Origin of the sequence: Microbacterium sp. CR_7 (genome assembly GCF_041954755.1) — a bacterium.
In the GTDB taxonomy this organism is placed as follows: Bacteria; Actinomycetota; Actinomycetes; order Actinomycetales; family Microbacteriaceae; genus Microbacterium.
In genome coordinates this window covers 129739-145037 of record NZ_JAVAYF010000003.1, presented here as the reverse complement: position 1 = coordinate 145037, position 15299 = coordinate 129739, and the positions used below count along the sequence as shown (strand labels likewise).

Annotated in this window: 18 protein-coding genes; 10 read left to right on the top strand and 8 right to left on the bottom strand. The window is 71.5% G+C overall.

Annotated elements, in window-relative coordinates; all coding sequences use genetic code 11:
* Nucleotides 1–147 precede the first annotated feature (147 nt).
* Complete coding sequence (locus RAC81_RS06790) at nucleotides 148–507, bottom strand: YybH family protein (protein WP_375081646.1); 360 nt, start codon at nucleotides 505–507, stop codon at nucleotides 148–150.
* Nucleotides 508–627: 120 nt separating this feature from the next.
* Here RAC81_RS06790 and RAC81_RS06785 point away from each other — a divergent pair, with 120 nt between their 5' ends.
* The 4 genes from RAC81_RS06785 (at nucleotide 628) to RAC81_RS06770 (ending at nucleotide 4117) form a co-directional block, all read left to right on the top strand.
* Nucleotides 628–1326: a GTP pyrophosphokinase family protein gene (locus RAC81_RS06785; protein ID WP_375081645.1), complete on the top strand. Its 699-nt coding sequence runs from the start codon at nucleotides 628–630 to the stop codon at nucleotides 1324–1326.
* Nucleotides 1327–1584: 258 nt separating this feature from the next.
* On the top strand, nucleotides 1585–3153 hold the full coding sequence (locus tag RAC81_RS06780; protein ID WP_375081644.1) for a molybdopterin-dependent oxidoreductase: 1569 nt from the start codon (nucleotides 1585–1587) through the stop codon (nucleotides 3151–3153).
* Nucleotides 3154–3191: 38 nt separating this feature from the next.
* Complete coding sequence (locus tag RAC81_RS06775; RefSeq protein ID WP_375081643.1) at nucleotides 3192–3677, top strand: molybdenum cofactor biosynthesis protein B; 486 nt, start codon at nucleotides 3192–3194, stop codon at nucleotides 3675–3677.
* Nucleotides 3677–4117, top strand: a complete 441-nt coding sequence (locus RAC81_RS06770; RefSeq protein ID WP_375081642.1) for a molybdenum cofactor biosynthesis protein MoaE — start codon at nucleotides 3677–3679, stop codon at nucleotides 4115–4117. Before RAC81_RS06775 ends, RAC81_RS06770 begins: the two co-directional genes overlap by 1 nt.
* A 260-nt stretch (nucleotides 4118–4377) precedes the next feature.
* On the opposite strand, the gene RAC81_RS06765 is transcribed toward RAC81_RS06770, so the two are convergent.
* From RAC81_RS06765 to RAC81_RS06750, 4 genes are read right to left on the bottom strand one after another with little or no spacing between them, the layout of a single operon-like run.
* Nucleotides 4378–4611 (bottom strand): MoaD/ThiS family protein, encoded by a 234-nt coding sequence (locus tag RAC81_RS06765; RefSeq protein ID WP_375081641.1) that lies wholly within the window; start codon nucleotides 4609–4611, stop codon nucleotides 4378–4380.
* A complete protein-coding gene (moaC, locus tag RAC81_RS06760) occupies nucleotides 4608–5087 on the bottom strand; it encodes a cyclic pyranopterin monophosphate synthase MoaC (RefSeq protein ID WP_375081640.1) in 480 nt (159 codons plus the stop codon). Before moaC ends, RAC81_RS06765 begins: the two co-directional genes overlap by 4 nt.
* Entirely contained in the window at nucleotides 5084–6316 is a 1233-nt protein-coding gene (glp, locus tag RAC81_RS06755; protein ID WP_375081639.1) for a gephyrin-like molybdotransferase Glp, read from the bottom strand. Before glp ends, moaC begins: the two co-directional genes overlap by 4 nt.
* Nucleotides 6313–7083, bottom strand: a complete 771-nt coding sequence (locus tag RAC81_RS06750) for a ThiF family adenylyltransferase (protein WP_375081638.1) — start codon at nucleotides 7081–7083, stop codon at nucleotides 6313–6315. Before RAC81_RS06750 ends, glp begins: the two co-directional genes overlap by 4 nt.
* A gap of 220 nt (nucleotides 7084–7303) precedes the next feature.
* Between RAC81_RS06750 and RAC81_RS06745 the strand changes: the two genes are divergently transcribed.
* From RAC81_RS06745 to RAC81_RS06720, 6 genes are all read left to right on the top strand, one after another.
* Nucleotides 7304–7696, top strand: a complete 393-nt coding sequence (locus RAC81_RS06745) for a molybdopterin-binding protein (protein ID WP_375081637.1) — start codon at nucleotides 7304–7306, stop codon at nucleotides 7694–7696.
* 1 nt (nucleotide 7697) lies between these two features.
* Nucleotides 7698–8486 (top strand): molybdate ABC transporter substrate-binding protein, encoded by a 789-nt coding sequence (modA, locus tag RAC81_RS06740; RefSeq protein ID WP_375081636.1) that lies wholly within the window; start codon nucleotides 7698–7700, stop codon nucleotides 8484–8486.
* The gene (gene modB / locus RAC81_RS06735) at nucleotides 8483–9268 is read left to right on the top strand and encodes a molybdate ABC transporter permease subunit (RefSeq protein ID WP_375081635.1); all 786 of its coding nucleotides are present in this window, start codon (nucleotides 8483–8485) and stop codon (nucleotides 9266–9268) included. The genes modA and modB overlap by 4 nt, the downstream gene beginning before the upstream one ends.
* Nucleotides 9265–10329: a sulfate/molybdate ABC transporter ATP-binding protein gene (locus tag RAC81_RS06730; protein WP_375081634.1), complete on the top strand. Its 1065-nt coding sequence runs from the start codon at nucleotides 9265–9267 to the stop codon at nucleotides 10327–10329. Before modB ends, RAC81_RS06730 begins: the two co-directional genes overlap by 4 nt.
* 220 nt (nucleotides 10330–10549) lie before the next feature.
* Complete coding sequence (moaA, locus tag RAC81_RS06725; protein WP_375081633.1) at nucleotides 10550–11629, top strand: GTP 3',8-cyclase MoaA; 1080 nt, start codon at nucleotides 10550–10552, stop codon at nucleotides 11627–11629.
* Between the two features lie 52 nt (nucleotides 11630–11681).
* Nucleotides 11682–11945, top strand: a complete 264-nt coding sequence (locus RAC81_RS06720; RefSeq protein ID WP_375081632.1) for a hypothetical protein — start codon at nucleotides 11682–11684, stop codon at nucleotides 11943–11945.
* A gap of 9 nt (nucleotides 11946–11954) precedes the next feature.
* Here the strand turns inward: RAC81_RS06720 and RAC81_RS06715 are convergent, their stop codons facing one another.
* The 3 genes from RAC81_RS06715 to RAC81_RS06705 all read right to left on the bottom strand — a co-directional run bounded on the left by RAC81_RS06715 (nucleotide 11955) and on the right by RAC81_RS06705 (nucleotide 15193).
* Nucleotides 11955–12938, bottom strand: a complete 984-nt coding sequence (locus RAC81_RS06715; RefSeq protein ID WP_375081631.1) for a carbohydrate kinase family protein — start codon at nucleotides 12936–12938, stop codon at nucleotides 11955–11957.
* A gap of 122 nt (nucleotides 12939–13060) precedes the next feature.
* Nucleotides 13061–14275, bottom strand: coding sequence for an amidohydrolase (locus tag RAC81_RS06710; protein ID WP_375081630.1), 1215 nt, complete (start codon nucleotides 14273–14275; stop codon nucleotides 13061–13063).
* Nucleotides 14276–14548: 273 nt separating this feature from the next.
* Nucleotides 14549–15193, bottom strand: coding sequence for a TetR/AcrR family transcriptional regulator (locus RAC81_RS06705; protein WP_375081629.1), 645 nt, complete (start codon nucleotides 15191–15193; stop codon nucleotides 14549–14551).
* Nucleotides 15194–15299: the final 106 nt, after the last annotated feature.

Below are 15299 nucleotides of genomic sequence, written 5' to 3'. Positions count from 1 at the left end.
GCGAGCGGAGGAGCGTCCGTGGTCTCGCGTGATTCATCTGACACGTCGGGCGACTCTACGCCCGCTGACGCTTCGCTCACGCCATCCTCACGGAATCCCTACGGCGCGTCGTGCCGCCCTAACGGAATCCTCACGCCCGCGGCGCGATCAGTCCTCGTGCGGACGCGGCATGTACCACTCCGTGAACGCGGTGGCCCTGCCCTCGGCATCGAGTCGCACGATCCACAGGTTGAGGTAGTCACGCTCGGACGGGTACTTCGTGCGTCCTTCGACGGCGACGAATCCGGCATCCTCCTGGACGATCCACCATTCGAAGGACCAGGTGCCCGGATCGTCGAGGTCGTCGAGCCAGCCGGCCACGATCGCCTCGCGCCCGACGCGCGGCTCGGCGTCGGGACTGGTCAGATAGCGCGCGTCGTCGGTGAAGAGCGCCCCGATCTGCTCGGGATCGTTCGACCGCCACGCCTCGATGTACGCCTGTGTCCACTTCTCGCCCGGGGTCGTCATGTGGTCCGTTCTAGACCGCCGCCGCGGCGGGGTCAAGCGTCAACGACGGGTCGCGGTGCGCGACACGCGACATCGGAGATCCACAGCCCATTCCGATCACGGACGCGTAACGTCGGAGCCATGACGTCCCTCCAGGTCACCGATGACGCGATCCAGCAGACTCGGGAGCTCCGCGACGAATTCCAGCGCTTCCTGCGGGAGTACGAGTTCGGGATGCGGGAGGTCGAGACGAAGATCGGCATCCTCCGAGACGAGTTCACGCACCACCACTCGTACAACCCGATCGAGCACGTCAAGAGCCGCCTGAAGACGCCCGACAGCATCGTCGAGAAGATCGCCCGCAAGGGCATCGAGGAGCCCGACTTCGACCGCATCCGCGCCGAGATCACCGACATCGCCGGAGTGCGCGTCACCTGCAGCTTCGTCGCCGACGTCTACCGCCTCTTCGACCTGCTCACCGCGCAGGACGACGTCACCGTCCGCACAGTCAAGGACTACATCGCCCAGCCCAAGGACAACGGCTACAAGAGCCTGCACGCGATCATCGAGGTGCCCGTGTTCCTCTCGACCGGTGCTCTGTCGGTGCCCGTCGAGGTGCAGTTCCGCACCATCGCCATGGACTTCTGGGCCAGCCTCGAGCACAAGATCTACTACAAGTTCTCGAACCAGGTGCCGTCGCACCTCGTCGAGAGTCTGACGGATGCCGCGGAGGCCGCCGCCGAGCTCGACAGCCGTATGGAGCGTCTGCACCGCGAGGCGCACGGTGTGCCCCGGCGCGAGCTTCCGCCGCCCCCGCCTCCGCACGTCGTGCAGGTCTGAGGCCGGGCGCGCCGCACCGCGCGTGCCCGGCGCAACGCGCCCCCGCCGCTCGCCCGCCCGACGCGCCTGGCCACCGACGCGCTGAGTTGGCACCTGCTGCGGGTATTCCGCGGGGATTGCGGCAAGAGGTGCCAACTGAGGAGGAGAGGGGAAGATGGGCGGATGTGACGCGCAGATGTGCTGCACGGCGTCGGGCCCGCGGCATCCGATCCTCCGTCCGCTCCGAACAGGGTGAGACACACGGTGGAGGAGTGCATCATGGCGCAGCGCAGCACGCAGGGAGGCAAGCGGTTCTTCGTCTGGGCCGCTCTGGCCGGACTCGTCAGCGGGGCGGTGTTCCTCGCGGTCGCCGAGTTATTCGCCCTGATCCTCGCGCGGTCGGCGAGCCCCGTGCTCGCGGTCGGCGGATTCGTCATCGACATCGTTCCGCAGCCGTTCAAGGAGTTCGCGATCGCGACCTTCGGCGAATACGACAAGATCGCCCTGCTCGCGGGCCTCGGTCTGGCCGTCGTGATCGCATCGGCGGTCGGCGGCATCCTCGAGTACGTGCGTCCGCCGCTCGGTGTGGTCGTCATCGTGATCGCCGGTGCCCTCTCGACCGCCGCGGTCGTGACGCGCGCCGGTGTCAGCCCCCTCGGCTTCCTGCCCCCACTGCTCGGAGCCGCCGCGGGCGCCGTGATTCTCGTGATGCTGTCGCGGCGTCTGCGCACTTGGAAGGCCGCGGCCGTTCCCGCCGACGGCGAAGAGGCGCCGAAGGCGATGGGTCGCCGACAGTTCTTCCTGCTCGCCGGTATCGCCGGAGCATCCGCCGTCATCGTCGGCATCGCATCTCGTGCCGTGAGCATGGCCGTGACCTCGGTCGAGGCGATCCGCGACAACCTCACGCTGCCGAAGCCGAACTCGACCGTCACGATCCCGAACGGCGCCGAGCTCGACATCGAGGGCATCAGCCCCCTGTTCACGCCGAACAAGGACTTTTATCGCGTCGACACGGCCCTGACCGTGCCGACGGTCGACCCCGACACGTGGCGCCTCGTGATCGACGGCATGGTCGACGAGCGGGTCGAGATCAGCTTCCAGGACCTGCTCGACATGGGCCTCGACGAGTACGTCATCACCCTGACCTGCGTGTCGAACGAGGTCGGCGGCGAGCTCGTCGGCAACGCCAAGTGGCTCGGAGTGCCGGTGCGCGACGTGCTGAAGAAGGCGGGCGTGAAGGGGGATGCCGACATGGTGCTCTCGAAGAGCGTCGACGGCTACACGGCCAGCACGCCGCTGTCGGCTTTGACCGACGACAACCTCGACGCGATCTTCGCGGTGGCCATGAACGGCGAGCCGCTGCCTCCCGAGCACGGCTTCCCCGTGCGGATGGTCGTGCCCGGCCTCTACGGCTACGTGTCGGCGACGAAGTGGGTCACCGAGCTCAAGGTCACGACGTTCGAGAAGGACGAGGCCTACTGGACCCCTCGCGGATACAGCGCCGAGGCGCCGATCAAGTTCTCGTCGCGCATCGACACCCCCAAGCTCGGCGCGGCGGTCGACGCGGGCAGGATCGCGATCGCCGGAGTCGCGTGGGCGCAGACGGTCGGCATCGAGCGCGTCGAGGTCAGCATCGACAACGGCGACTGGACTCCTGCGACCCTTTCGGCTCCGATCAACGAGGACACGTGGGTGCAGTGGTTCCTCGAGTGGGACGCGACCCCCGGAACCCACTACGTGGCCGTGCGCGCCGTCAACAAGAACGGCGACCTGCAGATCGAGGACCGCGCGCCCATCGCCCCCGACGGGTCGACCGGCTGGCAGCGGTCGCTGATCCGGGTCGCCTGATCCGTGCGCGGCCGACGGCCTGCCCCTAGGGTGGAGCCATGACGTCGCTCCCCGCGTGTGTGATCACGGTCTCGGATCGCTCATTCGCGGGGGAGCGGGAGGACCGCGGCGGTCCGATCGCCGTCGGCCTGCTGCGGGATGCCGGGTGGCACTGCCCGGATGCCGAGATCATCGCCGACGGAGCGGAGTCGGTCGCCGACGCGCTGCGCCGTGCTGTCGCTCGCGGGGTGCGCCTCATCGTGACGACGGGCGGCACCGGGGTCGCCCCGCGCGACCTGACCCCCGAGGGGACGCGGCAGGTCATCACCAGGGAGCTGCCCGGGATCGCCGAGGAGCTGCGGCGCAGTGGGCTCGCCGACACCCCGCTGTCGGTGCTGTCGCGCGGACTGGCCGGCGTCGTTGATCCGGCCGGGGCCCTGATCGTGAACCTTCCGGGGTCGACGCGTGCCGTCGCCTCGGGCGTGCCGGTCGTGCTGGGCGTCGCCCGGCACATCGTGGATCAGGTCGACGGAGGGGACCACTGATGAACACAGTCCAGCTGGCAGCGATCTCGGAGCAGCCGCTCGATGTCGACGCGCATCTGCGTGCGGTCGAGCATCCGGCGCTCGGCGGCGTCACGACCTTCATCGGCCGTGTGCGCGACAACGATCCCGACGCCGATACCCCCGTCGTCGGTCTCGAGTACAGCGCCCACCCGGATGCCGAGGCGGTGCTGCGATCGATCGCCGAGAAGGCGGGGGCGGATGCCGTCGGCTCGGCGCGCGTCGATGTCGCCGTCAGCCATCGGATCGGCCGGCTCGACGTCGGGGATGCCGCCGTGATCATCGCCGTCGCCGCCGAGCACCGCGCCGAGGCGTTCGAGGTCTGCCGGGCCGTGATCGAGGACATCAAGCGCGACCTGCCGGTGTGGAAGCGCCAGCTCGAGTCCGACGGCTCGACGCTCTGGAAGGGCATCGGCGGCTGACGCGCTGTCTCGCCTCTTGTCTGCGCGAGCCACCCCTTTCCGCGCGAACCACCCCCTTGTGCGCCGCCACGAAAGGGGTGGCTCGCGTAGAAGGGGGTGGCTCGGCATCCGTGGAAGGCGGGGCGGCGTCGCGGCTCAGCTCGCTCACCCCTCCGCGTCGAGCCACCCCTTTATGCGCGAGCCACCCCGTTGTGGACTGCACAAGAGGGGGTGGCTCGCGTAGAAGGGGGTGGCTCGGCGTGGGGGCGTGGGGGCGCCGGTCAGCCGCCGGCGAAGGGCGGCAGCACGTCGACGAGCTCGACGCCCTCGAGCGACCGGTCCGTGTCGCTGCGCACGCCGTCGACCATGACGGCACAGCGCGGCAGGATGCCGACGAGCCCCGGATGCTGCGCCACGACCGCCGCGCGGAGCTCGTCCAGCGTCTGCTCCGACCGCTCCTCGGCATCCGTGCCCGCAGCCTCGGCCGCCGCGGCGAAGTAGCGCAGCCGGGTCATCGCGTCTCTCCCTCGCGCACCCACTCGCCCGAGCGGCCGCCCGACTTCGCCACGATGCGCACGTCTTCGATCACGACCGAGCGGTCGAGCCCCTTGATCATGTCGACGACGGCGAGGGCGGCGACCGACACCGCGGTCAGCGCCTCCATCTCGACGCCGGTGCGGTCGGCGGTCCCGACCGTCGCCTCGACGTGCACCCCGTCGTCGACGATGTCGAGCTCGACGCTCGCGCGGTGCACGCCGATCACGTGGGCGAGGGGCAGGAGCGAGGGCGTCGACTTCGCCGCCTGGATGCCGGCGATCCGGGCGACCGCGAGCACGTCGCCCTTCGGTGCGGTGCCGTCGCGCAGCGCGGTGACGACCTCGGGGCTGCAGCGCACGAAGCCGCGGGCGGTGGCGGTGCGGACGGTCGGCTGTTTGCCGGTCACGTCGACCATGTGCGCGCGCCCTGACGCGTCGAGATGCGGGAAGCTCATCCGACCAGCATGACATCGATCGGGTCGCCCGCGGCGACGCGCTCGACCTCTGCGGGCACGATCGCGAAGGCGTGCGCGCGGGCGAGCCCGCCGGCGAGGTGCGAGCCGGAGCCACCCGCGGTCGCCGGTCGCACGGTGCGTGCCGCGAGATCGACCACGGCCGGCAGGTACTGACGGCGTCCCGGCGGTGTGGTCCAGTCGGCGTCGGCGGTGAACGACGCGCGCGGACGGTGGATCTCGGCGCGTCCCTGCAGTGCCAGCAGCGCCGGTCGCACGAAAACCTCGAACGACACGGCCACGCTCACCGGGTTGCCGGGGAGGCCGAAGACGAGCGTCCCCGACCCGAGGGCACCGAACGCCTGCGGTTTGCCCGGCTGCATGGCGACGCTCGCGAACTCCACCTCACCGCGGCCGTCGAAGGCGCCCCGCACCGGCTCGTACGCGCCCGCGCTCACGCCGCCCGTGAAGACGATCACGTCGGCACCGCGCGAGACCGCGTCGGCCGTGACGGCGGCCACGGCATCCGCCTCGTCCGGCACCCGCGAGACGAGCACGACCTCGGCGTCGGCATCCGCCACGAGCTGCTGCAGCAGCGGTCCGTTGGAATCCGGGATGCGGCCGCGCGTCGGCGCATCTCCGGGGGAGAGCAGCTCGCTGCCGGTCGAGATCACGGCGACGCGCGGAGCGCGTGTCACGGAGACCCTGTCGATGCCGGCCGCGACGGCCGCGGCGAGCTGGAAGGCACCGACGCACTCGCCCGCGTGCACGACGGTGTCACCCGCGCGCAGGTCGGCGCCGCGGCGCCGCACGAACGCACCCGGTGCCGGTGCGCGCAGCACCCGCACCTCGCCCAGTGAATCGGCGAGCCCGCCCGCGGTGTCCTCGAAGGGCACGATCGCGTCGGCGGCGGTCGGCGCCGGAGACCCCGTCATGATCCGGGCGGCCTCGCCAGCGCCGAGTGCGGGGTCGTCCGCCACGCCGGCCGGCAGATCGGCGACAACGCGCAGCGTCACCGGCGTATCCGCCGATGCGCCGGACACGTCCTCCGCGCGCACGGCGAACCCGTCCATCGCGGAGTTGTCGAACAGCGGGATGTCGTGAGCGGCGGTCGCATCCGCCGCGAGGGTGCGGCCCGCGGCATCCCGGATCGCCACCTGCTCGACGTCGAGCGTCCGCACCGCGTCGAGCACCCGTGCGAGCTGCTCCTCGACCGTGCGGCGGGCGCTCATGCGGTCACCGCCGGACGGATCGCGATCTCGTGCTGTCGTGCCGTGAGCGCGTCGATCACGGCGAGGCGGCCGAGCAGCGGTTCGCCCGCACCGGTGACGAGCTTCACGACCTCGCCCGCCAGCATCCCGCCGATCTGCACGCACAGCGCCCCGAGCACGCCGACCTGCGCGCAGCTCGGCGGTTCGCCCTCTGTGCCCGGCGGGAAGAGATCGGCCAGCACGACCGGCGGGTGACCGGCGGGCGGAGCCGACCAGAACACGGTCGCCTGCGCGTGCCACTCCTGCACGGCTCCCCACACCAGGGGGATGCCGAGCGCCTCCGCCGCGGCAGCGACGTCGCGTCGTGTGGCGAAGGAGTCGCTCGTGTCGACCACCACGTCGGCGCCCTCGAACAGGCCGGTCGCGTTCGCGGCGTCGAGCCGAACGGCCTTCGGCACCACCACCGCGCCGGGCGACAGGGCCGTGATCGCCCGCACGGCGGAGACCGTCTTCGCGGTGCCCACGTCTTCCGCGCGGTGCGCGAGCTGCCGCTGCAGGTTCGTGAGCTCCACGACGTCGTCGTCGATCACGGTGATCGTACCGACCCCGGCGGCCGCGAGGGCGAGCAGCACGGGTGAGCCGATGCCGCCGGCCCCGACCACGGCGATGTGGGATGCCGCGAGCCGCCGCTGACCCTCCTCGCCGATGCCGGCGAGCACGGCATGACGGGCGGTGCGCACGAGCTCCGCCGGGTCGAGGGCTGGTGCGGGGGCGACGAGCGGCTGCATGGAACCAGGCTATGCGCCACCGGGCTGACTCGCCGGGACCTACTCGCCCCGTCGAGACCTACCCGCCCCGTCGAGACCTACCTGGCGGGACGTGGGGGACGGTGGGTCTCGACGCGCGGGGTGGGTATCGGCGCCTCGGTGACGGAGACTGGATCCGATTCTAATCCGCTTCTGCGGATGATTTGGCCTTCTTTACCCGCATGCGCGGTAGTCTTCGAGCATGCAGAGCTTCCGTATCGCGCGCGCGGCCCAGCTGCTGGGGGTCAGCGACGACACCGTGCGCCGCTGGATCGACCAGGGGCTGCTCCCGACCACCGAAGCGGTGCCCGCTGAGATCCCCGGCGATGCGCTGGCCGCCCGGGCGATCGCGCTCGCTGATGAGATCGCCGACCCGCACGGCGCGCTGTCGAGCGCTCGTAACCGCTTCGTCGGCATCGTCACCCGCGTGCAGATCGACGGGCTGATGGCGCAGATCGACCTGCAGTCCGGTCCGCACCGCGTCGTCTCGCTCATGTCCGCCGAGGCGGCCCGCGAACTCCACCTCGAGGTCGGCTCCCTGGCCACCGCGTCCGTCAAGGCGACCCAGGTCGTCGTCGAAGTGCCGAAGGGCTGACATGAACCGCTCGATCCTCCGCTCCGCGGCCGTGCTGGCGCTCGCCGCGCTCGCCCTCACCGGGTGCTCGTCGCCGTCGTCCCAGACCGAGCCCGCGCCCGACGAGTCCGCCACCTCGGACAGCACCCCGGTGAGCGGCGACCTCACGGTCTACGCCGCCGCGTCGCTGCAGGCCGCGTTCGACGAGATCGGCGCCGCCTTCACCGACGAGAACCCCGACGTGACCTTCAGCCCCGTCTACGACGGCTCGTCGACGCTCGTGACCCAGCTGCAGGAGGGCGCTCCCGGCGACGTGTTCGCGTCGGCGGATGAGAAGAACATGGAAAAGCTCTCCGACCTCGCGATCGATCCGACGCTGTTCGCCTCGAACACGCTCGTGATCGCCGTCCCCGCGGGCAACCCCGGCGGCGTCGAGGGCCTCGCCGACCTCGCCGACGTCACGACCGTGCTGTGCGCTCCGGAGGTGCCGTGCGGCGCGGCATCCACCGCCCTGCTGTCGAACGCCGGCGTCACGGTCGAGCCCGCGAGCCTCGAGCAGAACGTCACCGCCGTGCTGACGAAGGTCGCCGCAGGCGAGGCGGATGCCGGACTCGTCTACGCCACCGACGTGGTCGGGCGCGACGACGTTGAGGTCATCGTGCCGGACGGTGCGGACGACGTCGTGAACCGCTACCCGATCGCGGCGCTCGACGGGGCTCCGAACCGCGCCGCCGCCGAGGCGTTCGTCGCCTTCGTGCTGTCGGACGCCGGACAGGAGATCCTCGCGGACCACGGGTTCGGAGCGCCGTGAGCAGTGCCGCGCGTGGCTACGCGCCGCGTGCGATCGTGGCGCCGGCGCTCATCGGCCTCGCCTTCCTGATCCTGCCGCTCGCGGCGCTCATCGCGCGCGTGCAGTGGTCGACGTTTCTCGCCGACGTGACATCGGAGGCCGCGCGGTCGGCGCTGTTCCTCTCGCTCGGCACTGGGCTGCTCGCCACCCTCATCTGTGTGATCGTGGGCGTGCCGCTCGCGCTCACGATCGCCCGTGCGGGGCCGCGCCTCGCCGCTGTGCTCCGCGCCGCGGTCACCGTGCCGCTCGTGCTCCCGCCGATGGTCGGCGGCGTCGCCCTGCTCTATCTGTTCGGACGGGCGGGGTGGCTCGGCGGACTCGGGCTCTCGTTCAGCACCCCGGCCGTCGTGCTGGCGCAGACGTTCGTGGCGCTGCCGTTCCTCGTGCTTGCGGTCGAGGGCGCTGTGCGCACCTCGGGAGTCGAGTACGAACGCACCGCCGCCGCGCTCGGCGCGAGCCGCTGGACGATCCTGCGCCGCATCACACTCCCGCTCGCCGCGCCGGGGATCGTCGCGGGCGTCGTGCTGTGCTTCGCCCGAGCGATCGGGGAGTTCGGGGCCACGGCGCTGTTCGCGGGGAACCGGCCGGGCGTGACCCAGACGATGCCGCTCGCGATCTACACGGCCTTCAACGGCGCCGGGGTTTCGCAGGGCACCGCAGTCGCCCTCGCACTGCTGCTGCTCGCGGCGGCGATCGCCGTGCTGCTCCTCGTGCGCGGGTGGCGACCGGGGGCCGCTCGATGAGCGCGCGGGATGCCGGACTGCGCGCCCGCGTCGTCGTGGCCCGGGAGCACTTCGCCGTCGACGTCGAGGTGCGGGTCGCTGCGGGGGAGACCGTCGCTGTGATGGGCCCGAGCGGAGCGGGCAAGTCGACACTGCTGCAGGCGCTGGCCGGATTCGCGACGCTCGGCGCGGGCGAGATCGCCGTCGACGGACGGGTGGTCGACCGAGTGTCCACGCCGCGAGTGCGCACGGAGCCGATGCGGCGCGGCATCGTGCTGCTCGGACAGAACCCCCGCCTCTTCCCGCACCTGAGCGTGCGCGAGAACGTCGCCTTCGGACCCCGCGCGGCGGGAACCCCGGCGGATGCCGCCCGGCGCGACGCCGACGACTGGCTCGCCCGCGTCGGACTCCCCGGTGCCGGCGACCGCCGCCCGCAGGAGCTCTCGGGCGGCGAGGCCCAGCGCGTCGCCGTCGCCCGAGCGCTCGCCGCATCGCCGCGGGTCGTGCTGCTCGACGAGCCGCTCGTGGCGCTCGATCCCGACACCGCGGGGGACATCAGGCGGATGCTGCGCGAGCAGCTCACGGACACGACCACCGTCGCGGTGACGCATGACGCCGCGGACGCGGTAGCGCTCGCCGACCGGCTCGTCGTGATCGAGGCGGGGCGGATGACGCAGCAGGGAGAGGTGCGCGAGGTGCTCGCGGCACCGGCATCCGCCTTCGTCGCGTCGATCGCCGGCGTGAACCGCATCGAGGGGGTCGCGAGCGGCGGCGGCTGGCGGCGAGGCGGCGTGCGGCTGCTCGCCGCGGATGCCGCATCGCAGGCGCTCGCCGCCGGGGACGGGGCAGGGCTGGCCGCCGTCTTCCGCCCGAGCGACGTGCACCCGGTCGCGGAGGGCGGCGCCGTGAATTCGTGGCCGGCTGTCGTGAGGCGAATCGAACCGACGCTGGCGGGGGTGCGCGTGCTCACCGACCTCGGCGCCGTCGACCTGTCGCTGCCTGACGCAGGCGCTCTGCGCCCGGGCGACGCGCTGACTCTGCACGTCGCCCCGGAGCACGTGCGGTTCGTCGCAGCATCCTGACCCCTCTTCGCCGACCCACCCCTTTCTGCGCGAGCCACCCCTTTGCGGCGGGCGCGGAAGGGGGTGGCTCGCGCAGAAAGGGGTGGGTCGGCGCAGGTGGCGATGCGGGAGCGTGAGAGGGGTGGTCGGCGCAGAGGAAGAGCAGGCGAGGATGCGGAACGGGCCCCGACGTCGCTCATGCGGGTTAGGGTCGAACCATGGCGGGGAACGGGGAGAGGCGATGACCGCGGTGCCGGTCGCGATCGGGCGGCGGATGACCGCTCCCGATGCTGCCCTCGCGGCCATGGGCGACCGCCTCGTCGACACCCACGGGCGCGTGCATCGCGACCTGCGCATCTCGCTCACCGATCGCTGCTCGCTGCGCTGCACCTACTGCATGCCCGAGCAGGGCAACGAGTGGCTCGCGCGCTCCAGCATCCTGTCGACCGACGAGATCGTCGAGGTGGCCGAGGTCGCGGCGAGCCTCGGCATCCGCACGTTCCGCCTCACCGGCGGCGAGCCGCTGCTGCGCCGCGACATCGTCGATGTGGTGCGCCGCATCGCCCGGATCGAGGGCGCCGACGGGCCGGTCGAGGTCGCCATGACGACGAACGGCATCAGCCTCGCCGACAAGCTCCCCGCGCTCATCGACGCCGGTCTCACGCGGCTCAACATCAGCATCGACACGATCGACCGGCAGAGGTTCGCCGACCTGACCCGGCGAGACCGTCTCGACGATGTGCTCGAGGGGATCGCCGCCGCCGCGGCATCCGAACTCCGCCCCCTCAAACTGAACGCCGTCGCGATGCGAGGCGTGAACGACGACGAGTTGGCCGACCTCGTCGAGTTCGCGATGAGCGTCGGTGCGCAGCTGCGCTTCATCGAGCAGATGCCGCTGGATGCCGGGCACACGTGGGACCGCGCCTCGATGGTGACGCGCGAAGAGATCCTCGAGGCGCTCGGTGAGCGGTGGCGGCTCGACCCCGTGCCAGGCCGCGGCGGTGCGCCCGCCGAGAAGTGGCGCATCGACGGCGGCCCGCACGAGGTCGGAGTGATCGCCTCGGTGACCGCCCCGTTCTGCGGCGCCTGCGACCGACTGCGCCTCACCGCCGACGGGCAGTTCCGCAACTGCCTCTTCTCGAACGCGGAGTACGACCTCGCGGCCGTGCTGCGCGAGGAGCAGGGATCCGGCTCCGCCGCGCGGGCTGATGCGATCGCCGACCTGCTGCGCTCGTGCGTGCACGGCAAGCTGCCGGGGCACGCGATCAACGACCCCTCCTTCCTTCAGCCCGCTCGTGGCATGAACGCGATCGGCGGCTGACCCCCGCGCGGGCGGGCTTGCGACACCCCCAGAGTCCTGGGAGCATCGCCTGGTGACGACTGCCGCCCGAGACACCGAGAGCGTCGTCGACGTGAACGAGCTCGCCGGCCTCGACCGCGGACGGCAGCGCTGCGAATGCGACCACGGAGACGACAGCGGCTATGCGCCGTGCGGGCGCCGCGCCACGTGGCGCGTGTCGATCGACTGCCTCTGCGGAGAAGGACATCCGCGGCAGGTCGAGATCCTCTGCTCCCGGTGTCTGCGCACGCTCCGCGAGTCGCACGGCGACGAGGCGATCACCGCCCGTCGGCTCTGATCCCGGCTCTCACCGCACGACTGTGGTGTGCGCGGCGAGCGCCGTTGCCGTCTCCCAGTCCGGCTGCGCGCCCACTCCGCCGCTGCCGCGGGTCGACGCCGTGCCACAGGCCACCGCGAGGCGCAGCGCGTCCTCGAGTGGCACCCCGTGCAGCATCCCGGCGATGAACCCCGCGGCGAGCGTGTCGCCGGCGCCGACCGTGTCGGCGAGCTCGCCGTCGAGGGGCGGCACGGTGGCGCGCACGCGCTCGACCTCTCCGTCCGAGAGGCGGGCCGCATACGCTCCGTCGGCGCCGAGCTTCGCCACGACGACGGCATCCTGCGGCATGATCCCGAGCAGCTCCCTGACGGCGTCGTCGATGCGGGCGGCGCCCGTGACGCCCGTCAGCTCCTCCTCGTTGCCGAAGAAGACGTCGACGTGCGGGAGCAGCGTCAGGATGCCGGAGTCCCACCGCTCCGCCGGGTCGAAGTTGCCGTCGAGCGAGGTCCGCACCCCGGCGGCTCGCGCCGCTCCGAACAGCGCCGGGGCGTCGCCCTGCAGCGCGTGCTGCAGGAAGTAGCTGCCGATGTGCAGGTGCGATGCATCCTGCAGGTCCTCCGCCGTGACGTCGGCGGCGCGCACGGTGCCGATCGACCCCATCGAGGTGAGGATGGCGCGGTCGCCGTCCGGGCGCGTGAGGTGAGTGGACGCTCCGGTGGGCAGTGAGTCGTCGATGCGCACACCCGAAGGGTCGACCCCGCGCCGCCGCAGCTCCTCGTCGAGGTAGCGTCCGAACGTGTCGTCGCCGCGCACGCTGATCAGGCGCGTGTCGATGCCGAGGGCTGCCGCGCCGCATGCGGTGATCGCCGAGGAGCTGCCCATCGTGAGCGTCGTGCGCGGCACGATCTGCTCGTGCTGCCCGAACCGGATCTCATCGTCGCCGGTGGCGATGATGAGATCGACGCAGAGTTCGCCGATCACCAGCAGGCGGCCTACGGATGCTGCGGCAGCCATCCTCTTCCCTCTCCTTGCGCGTCGCGTCGGCGCAACTTCCGCGGCCATCCGTCACTTCTGCGGCCATCGCGGCCGCTCTTGGCCGCCGACGTTGCTCTCGGCCGCCGAAGTGACCTCCGCCGTCAGTCCAGGAACTCCCGTGCCGCGGCGCTCAGCGCCGTGACGCCCACCTCGATGGTCGGGTGGATCTCGGGCGCGAAGAACGGCGAGTGGTTGGTGGGGATGTCTTTGTCGAGGGTGCCGGCCGCCATCGCCGTCTGGAACTTCACCGGGTCGACGCCGCCCCAGAACCAGAACACGAGCGGAGCGCCCGAGTCGCGGGCGAACCACGACACGTCCTCGCTGCCGGTGAACATGCCGGGGTCGATGACGGCGGTCTCGCCGAGCGCCTTCTGCAGAGCCGACGTGACGCGCGCGGTCGCCTCGGCGTCGTTGATGGTCGGCGGCAGGGTGTGGTCGGTGCGGATCTCGGGCTCGCGCTCGGCTCCGGATGCCGCGGCCTCGGCGCGCACGATGCGCTCCACGCTCGCGAGCACCTTGTCACGCATCTCGTCGGTGGGGTAGCGCAGGCTCAGCTCGAGCTTCGCCTCGGCGGGGATGATGTTGTTCTTCAGCCCGGCGTGGATCGATCCGACCGTCACGACCGCGACGTCGCGCGGATCGACCTCGCGCGATGCGATCGTCTGCAGCCGCATGACCGTGGCCGCCGCCATGACGACGGGGTCGATGGTCGAGTGGGGGCGCGAGCCGTGCCCGCCACGCCCGTGCAGGGTGACGGTGAGCCCGTCGGATGCCGCCATCTGCGTGCCGGGCCGCACGCCGATCGTGCCGGCGGGCAGTGGCGTCACGTGCTGGCCGAGCACCACGTCGGGGCGGGGGAGACGGTCGAGGATGCCGTCGTCGAGCATCGCCCGCGCACCGGCGCCGTACTCCTCGGCGGGCTGGATGATCACGACGAGCGTGCCGGACCAGTCTGCACGGTCGGCGACGAGACGCTCGACCGCTCCGATCATGGCGGTCACGTGCATGTCGTGGCCGCACGCGTGCATGACGGGCACGGTGTTGCCGGCCGGATCGATTCCGGTCGCTGTGCTGGCGTACGCGAGACCGGTCTCTTCGCCGACGGGCAGGGCGTCCATGTCGGCACGAGCCCACACCACCGGGCCGTCGCCGTTCTCGAGCACGCCGATCACTCCGGTGACCCCCACGCCCTCCTGCACGTCGAGTCCGAGGTCGCGCAGGTGTGCGGCGGCGATGCCGGCGGTGCGGGTCTCCTGGAACGAGAGCTCGGGATGCTGGTGCAGGTCGATGTAGAGCGCTTCGAGGTCGATCGTCATGGCCCCGAGCCTACTCGCGGCCGCTCAGCGGCATCCCCTCTCCCTCGCCGCCGACTCCCCCGGCCCTCTCTCTCGCCGAACTCTCTCCCGCCACCCGATTGTTTCGCCGCCGAAGCCCACCTCGCGCGCCGAAGCCCACCTCGCGCGACGTTGCCCAGGGTGGGTCTCGACGTGCGGGGTGGGTTTCGGTGCAGAGGCTCGACGTGCGGGGTGGGTTTGGGTGCAGAAGGGCGGCGTGCGGGCGTGCGGGGAGGCTGCGAGGCGATGCGGCGGTCAGTGACGGTACGAGGCGAGCGACGGCCCGGGGTGCAGCACCCCGTTCACGATCGCCCTGATCGCGAACTCGCTCGCCTCTCCGAGATCGAACACGTCGCGGTGCAGGAGCCACTGCAGCTGCAGTCCGTCCATGACGGCGAGGATGCTGGCGGCCGCCGTGGCGATCGTGTCGGGCTCGGTCACGCCCTCCTGGGCGCACAGTTCGCGGAAGGCCTCGGTCACCTCGCGGCGCAGCGTCGTATAGCGCTCCTCGAAGTACTCCCGCCCCGGGTGATTGTCGGTGACCGACTCCGACGACAGCACGGTGTACGCCTGCACGATGCCAGGACGCAGCTCGTTGGCGATGGCCGTGCGCACGAGGTGTAGGAAGAGCTCCGGCCCGCCCGGGATGTGCTTCTCGGCGAGGTCCTGCACGTCGGCCTGATCGCGATAGGCGAGCACCTCGAGCAGCAGCTTCTGCTTCGACCCGAAGTGGTGCAGCACCCCGGCGTGGGTGATCCCCACCTGTTCGGCGACGTCGGCGAGGGTGCCGTTCGTGGAGCCCTTGTTGCCGAAGATCTCCACGGCGGCCTTGAGGATCTGCTCGCGTTTCTCACGCGTGGCAGGGCGGACGGGCGGCTTCGCGACGGCATCCTTCGGCATGGCTCCTCCTCTCGTGGATGACCCTACTTGCCAACCTTACTTACTAACGAGTAACCTCGCACCAGCTTACTTTCTCGCCAGTAAGCAAATCCGGAACGGATGCCGG

What these genes read in the sequence shown, in the direction of transcription:
- RAC81_RS06790 (WP_375081646.1), bottom strand. Translation starts at nt 507, where the DNA reads ATGACGACCCCGGGCGAGAAGTGGACACAGGCGTACATCGAGGCGTGG.
- RAC81_RS06785 (WP_375081645.1), top strand. Translation starts at nt 628, where the DNA reads ATGACGTCCCTCCAGGTCACCGATGACGCGATCCAGCAGACTCGGGAG.
- RAC81_RS06780 (WP_375081644.1), top strand. Translation starts at nt 1,585, where the DNA reads ATGGCGCAGCGCAGCACGCAGGGAGGCAAGCGGTTCTTCGTCTGGGCC.
- RAC81_RS06775 (WP_375081643.1), top strand. Translation starts at nt 3,192, where the DNA reads ATGACGTCGCTCCCCGCGTGTGTGATCACGGTCTCGGATCGCTCATTC.
- RAC81_RS06770 (WP_375081642.1), top strand. Translation starts at nt 3,677, where the DNA reads ATGAACACAGTCCAGCTGGCAGCGATCTCGGAGCAGCCGCTCGATGTC.
- RAC81_RS06765 (WP_375081641.1), bottom strand. Translation starts at nt 4,611, where the DNA reads ATGACCCGGCTGCGCTACTTCGCCGCGGCGGCCGAGGCTGCGGGCACG.
- moaC (WP_375081640.1), bottom strand. Translation starts at nt 5,087, where the DNA reads ATGAGCTTCCCGCATCTCGACGCGTCAGGGCGCGCGCACATGGTCGAC.
- glp (WP_375081639.1), bottom strand. Translation starts at nt 6,316, where the DNA reads ATGAGCGCCCGCCGCACGGTCGAGGAGCAGCTCGCACGGGTGCTCGAC.
- RAC81_RS06750 (WP_375081638.1), bottom strand. Translation starts at nt 7,083, where the DNA reads ATGCAGCCGCTCGTCGCCCCCGCACCAGCCCTCGACCCGGCGGAGCTC.
- RAC81_RS06745 (WP_375081637.1), top strand. Translation starts at nt 7,304, where the DNA reads ATGCAGAGCTTCCGTATCGCGCGCGCGGCCCAGCTGCTGGGGGTCAGC.
- modA (WP_375081636.1), top strand. Translation starts at nt 7,698, where the DNA reads ATGAACCGCTCGATCCTCCGCTCCGCGGCCGTGCTGGCGCTCGCCGCG.
- RAC81_RS06730 (WP_375081634.1), top strand. Translation starts at nt 9,265, where the DNA reads ATGAGCGCGCGGGATGCCGGACTGCGCGCCCGCGTCGTCGTGGCCCGG.
- moaA (WP_375081633.1), top strand. Translation starts at nt 10,550, where the DNA reads ATGACCGCGGTGCCGGTCGCGATCGGGCGGCGGATGACCGCTCCCGAT.
- RAC81_RS06715 (WP_375081631.1), bottom strand. Translation starts at nt 12,938, where the DNA reads ATGGCTGCCGCAGCATCCGTAGGCCGCCTGCTGGTGATCGGCGAACTC.
- RAC81_RS06710 (WP_375081630.1), bottom strand. Translation starts at nt 14,275, where the DNA reads ATGACGATCGACCTCGAAGCGCTCTACATCGACCTGCACCAGCATCCC.
- RAC81_RS06705 (WP_375081629.1), bottom strand. Translation starts at nt 15,193, where the DNA reads ATGCCGAAGGATGCCGTCGCGAAGCCGCCCGTCCGCCCTGCCACGCGT.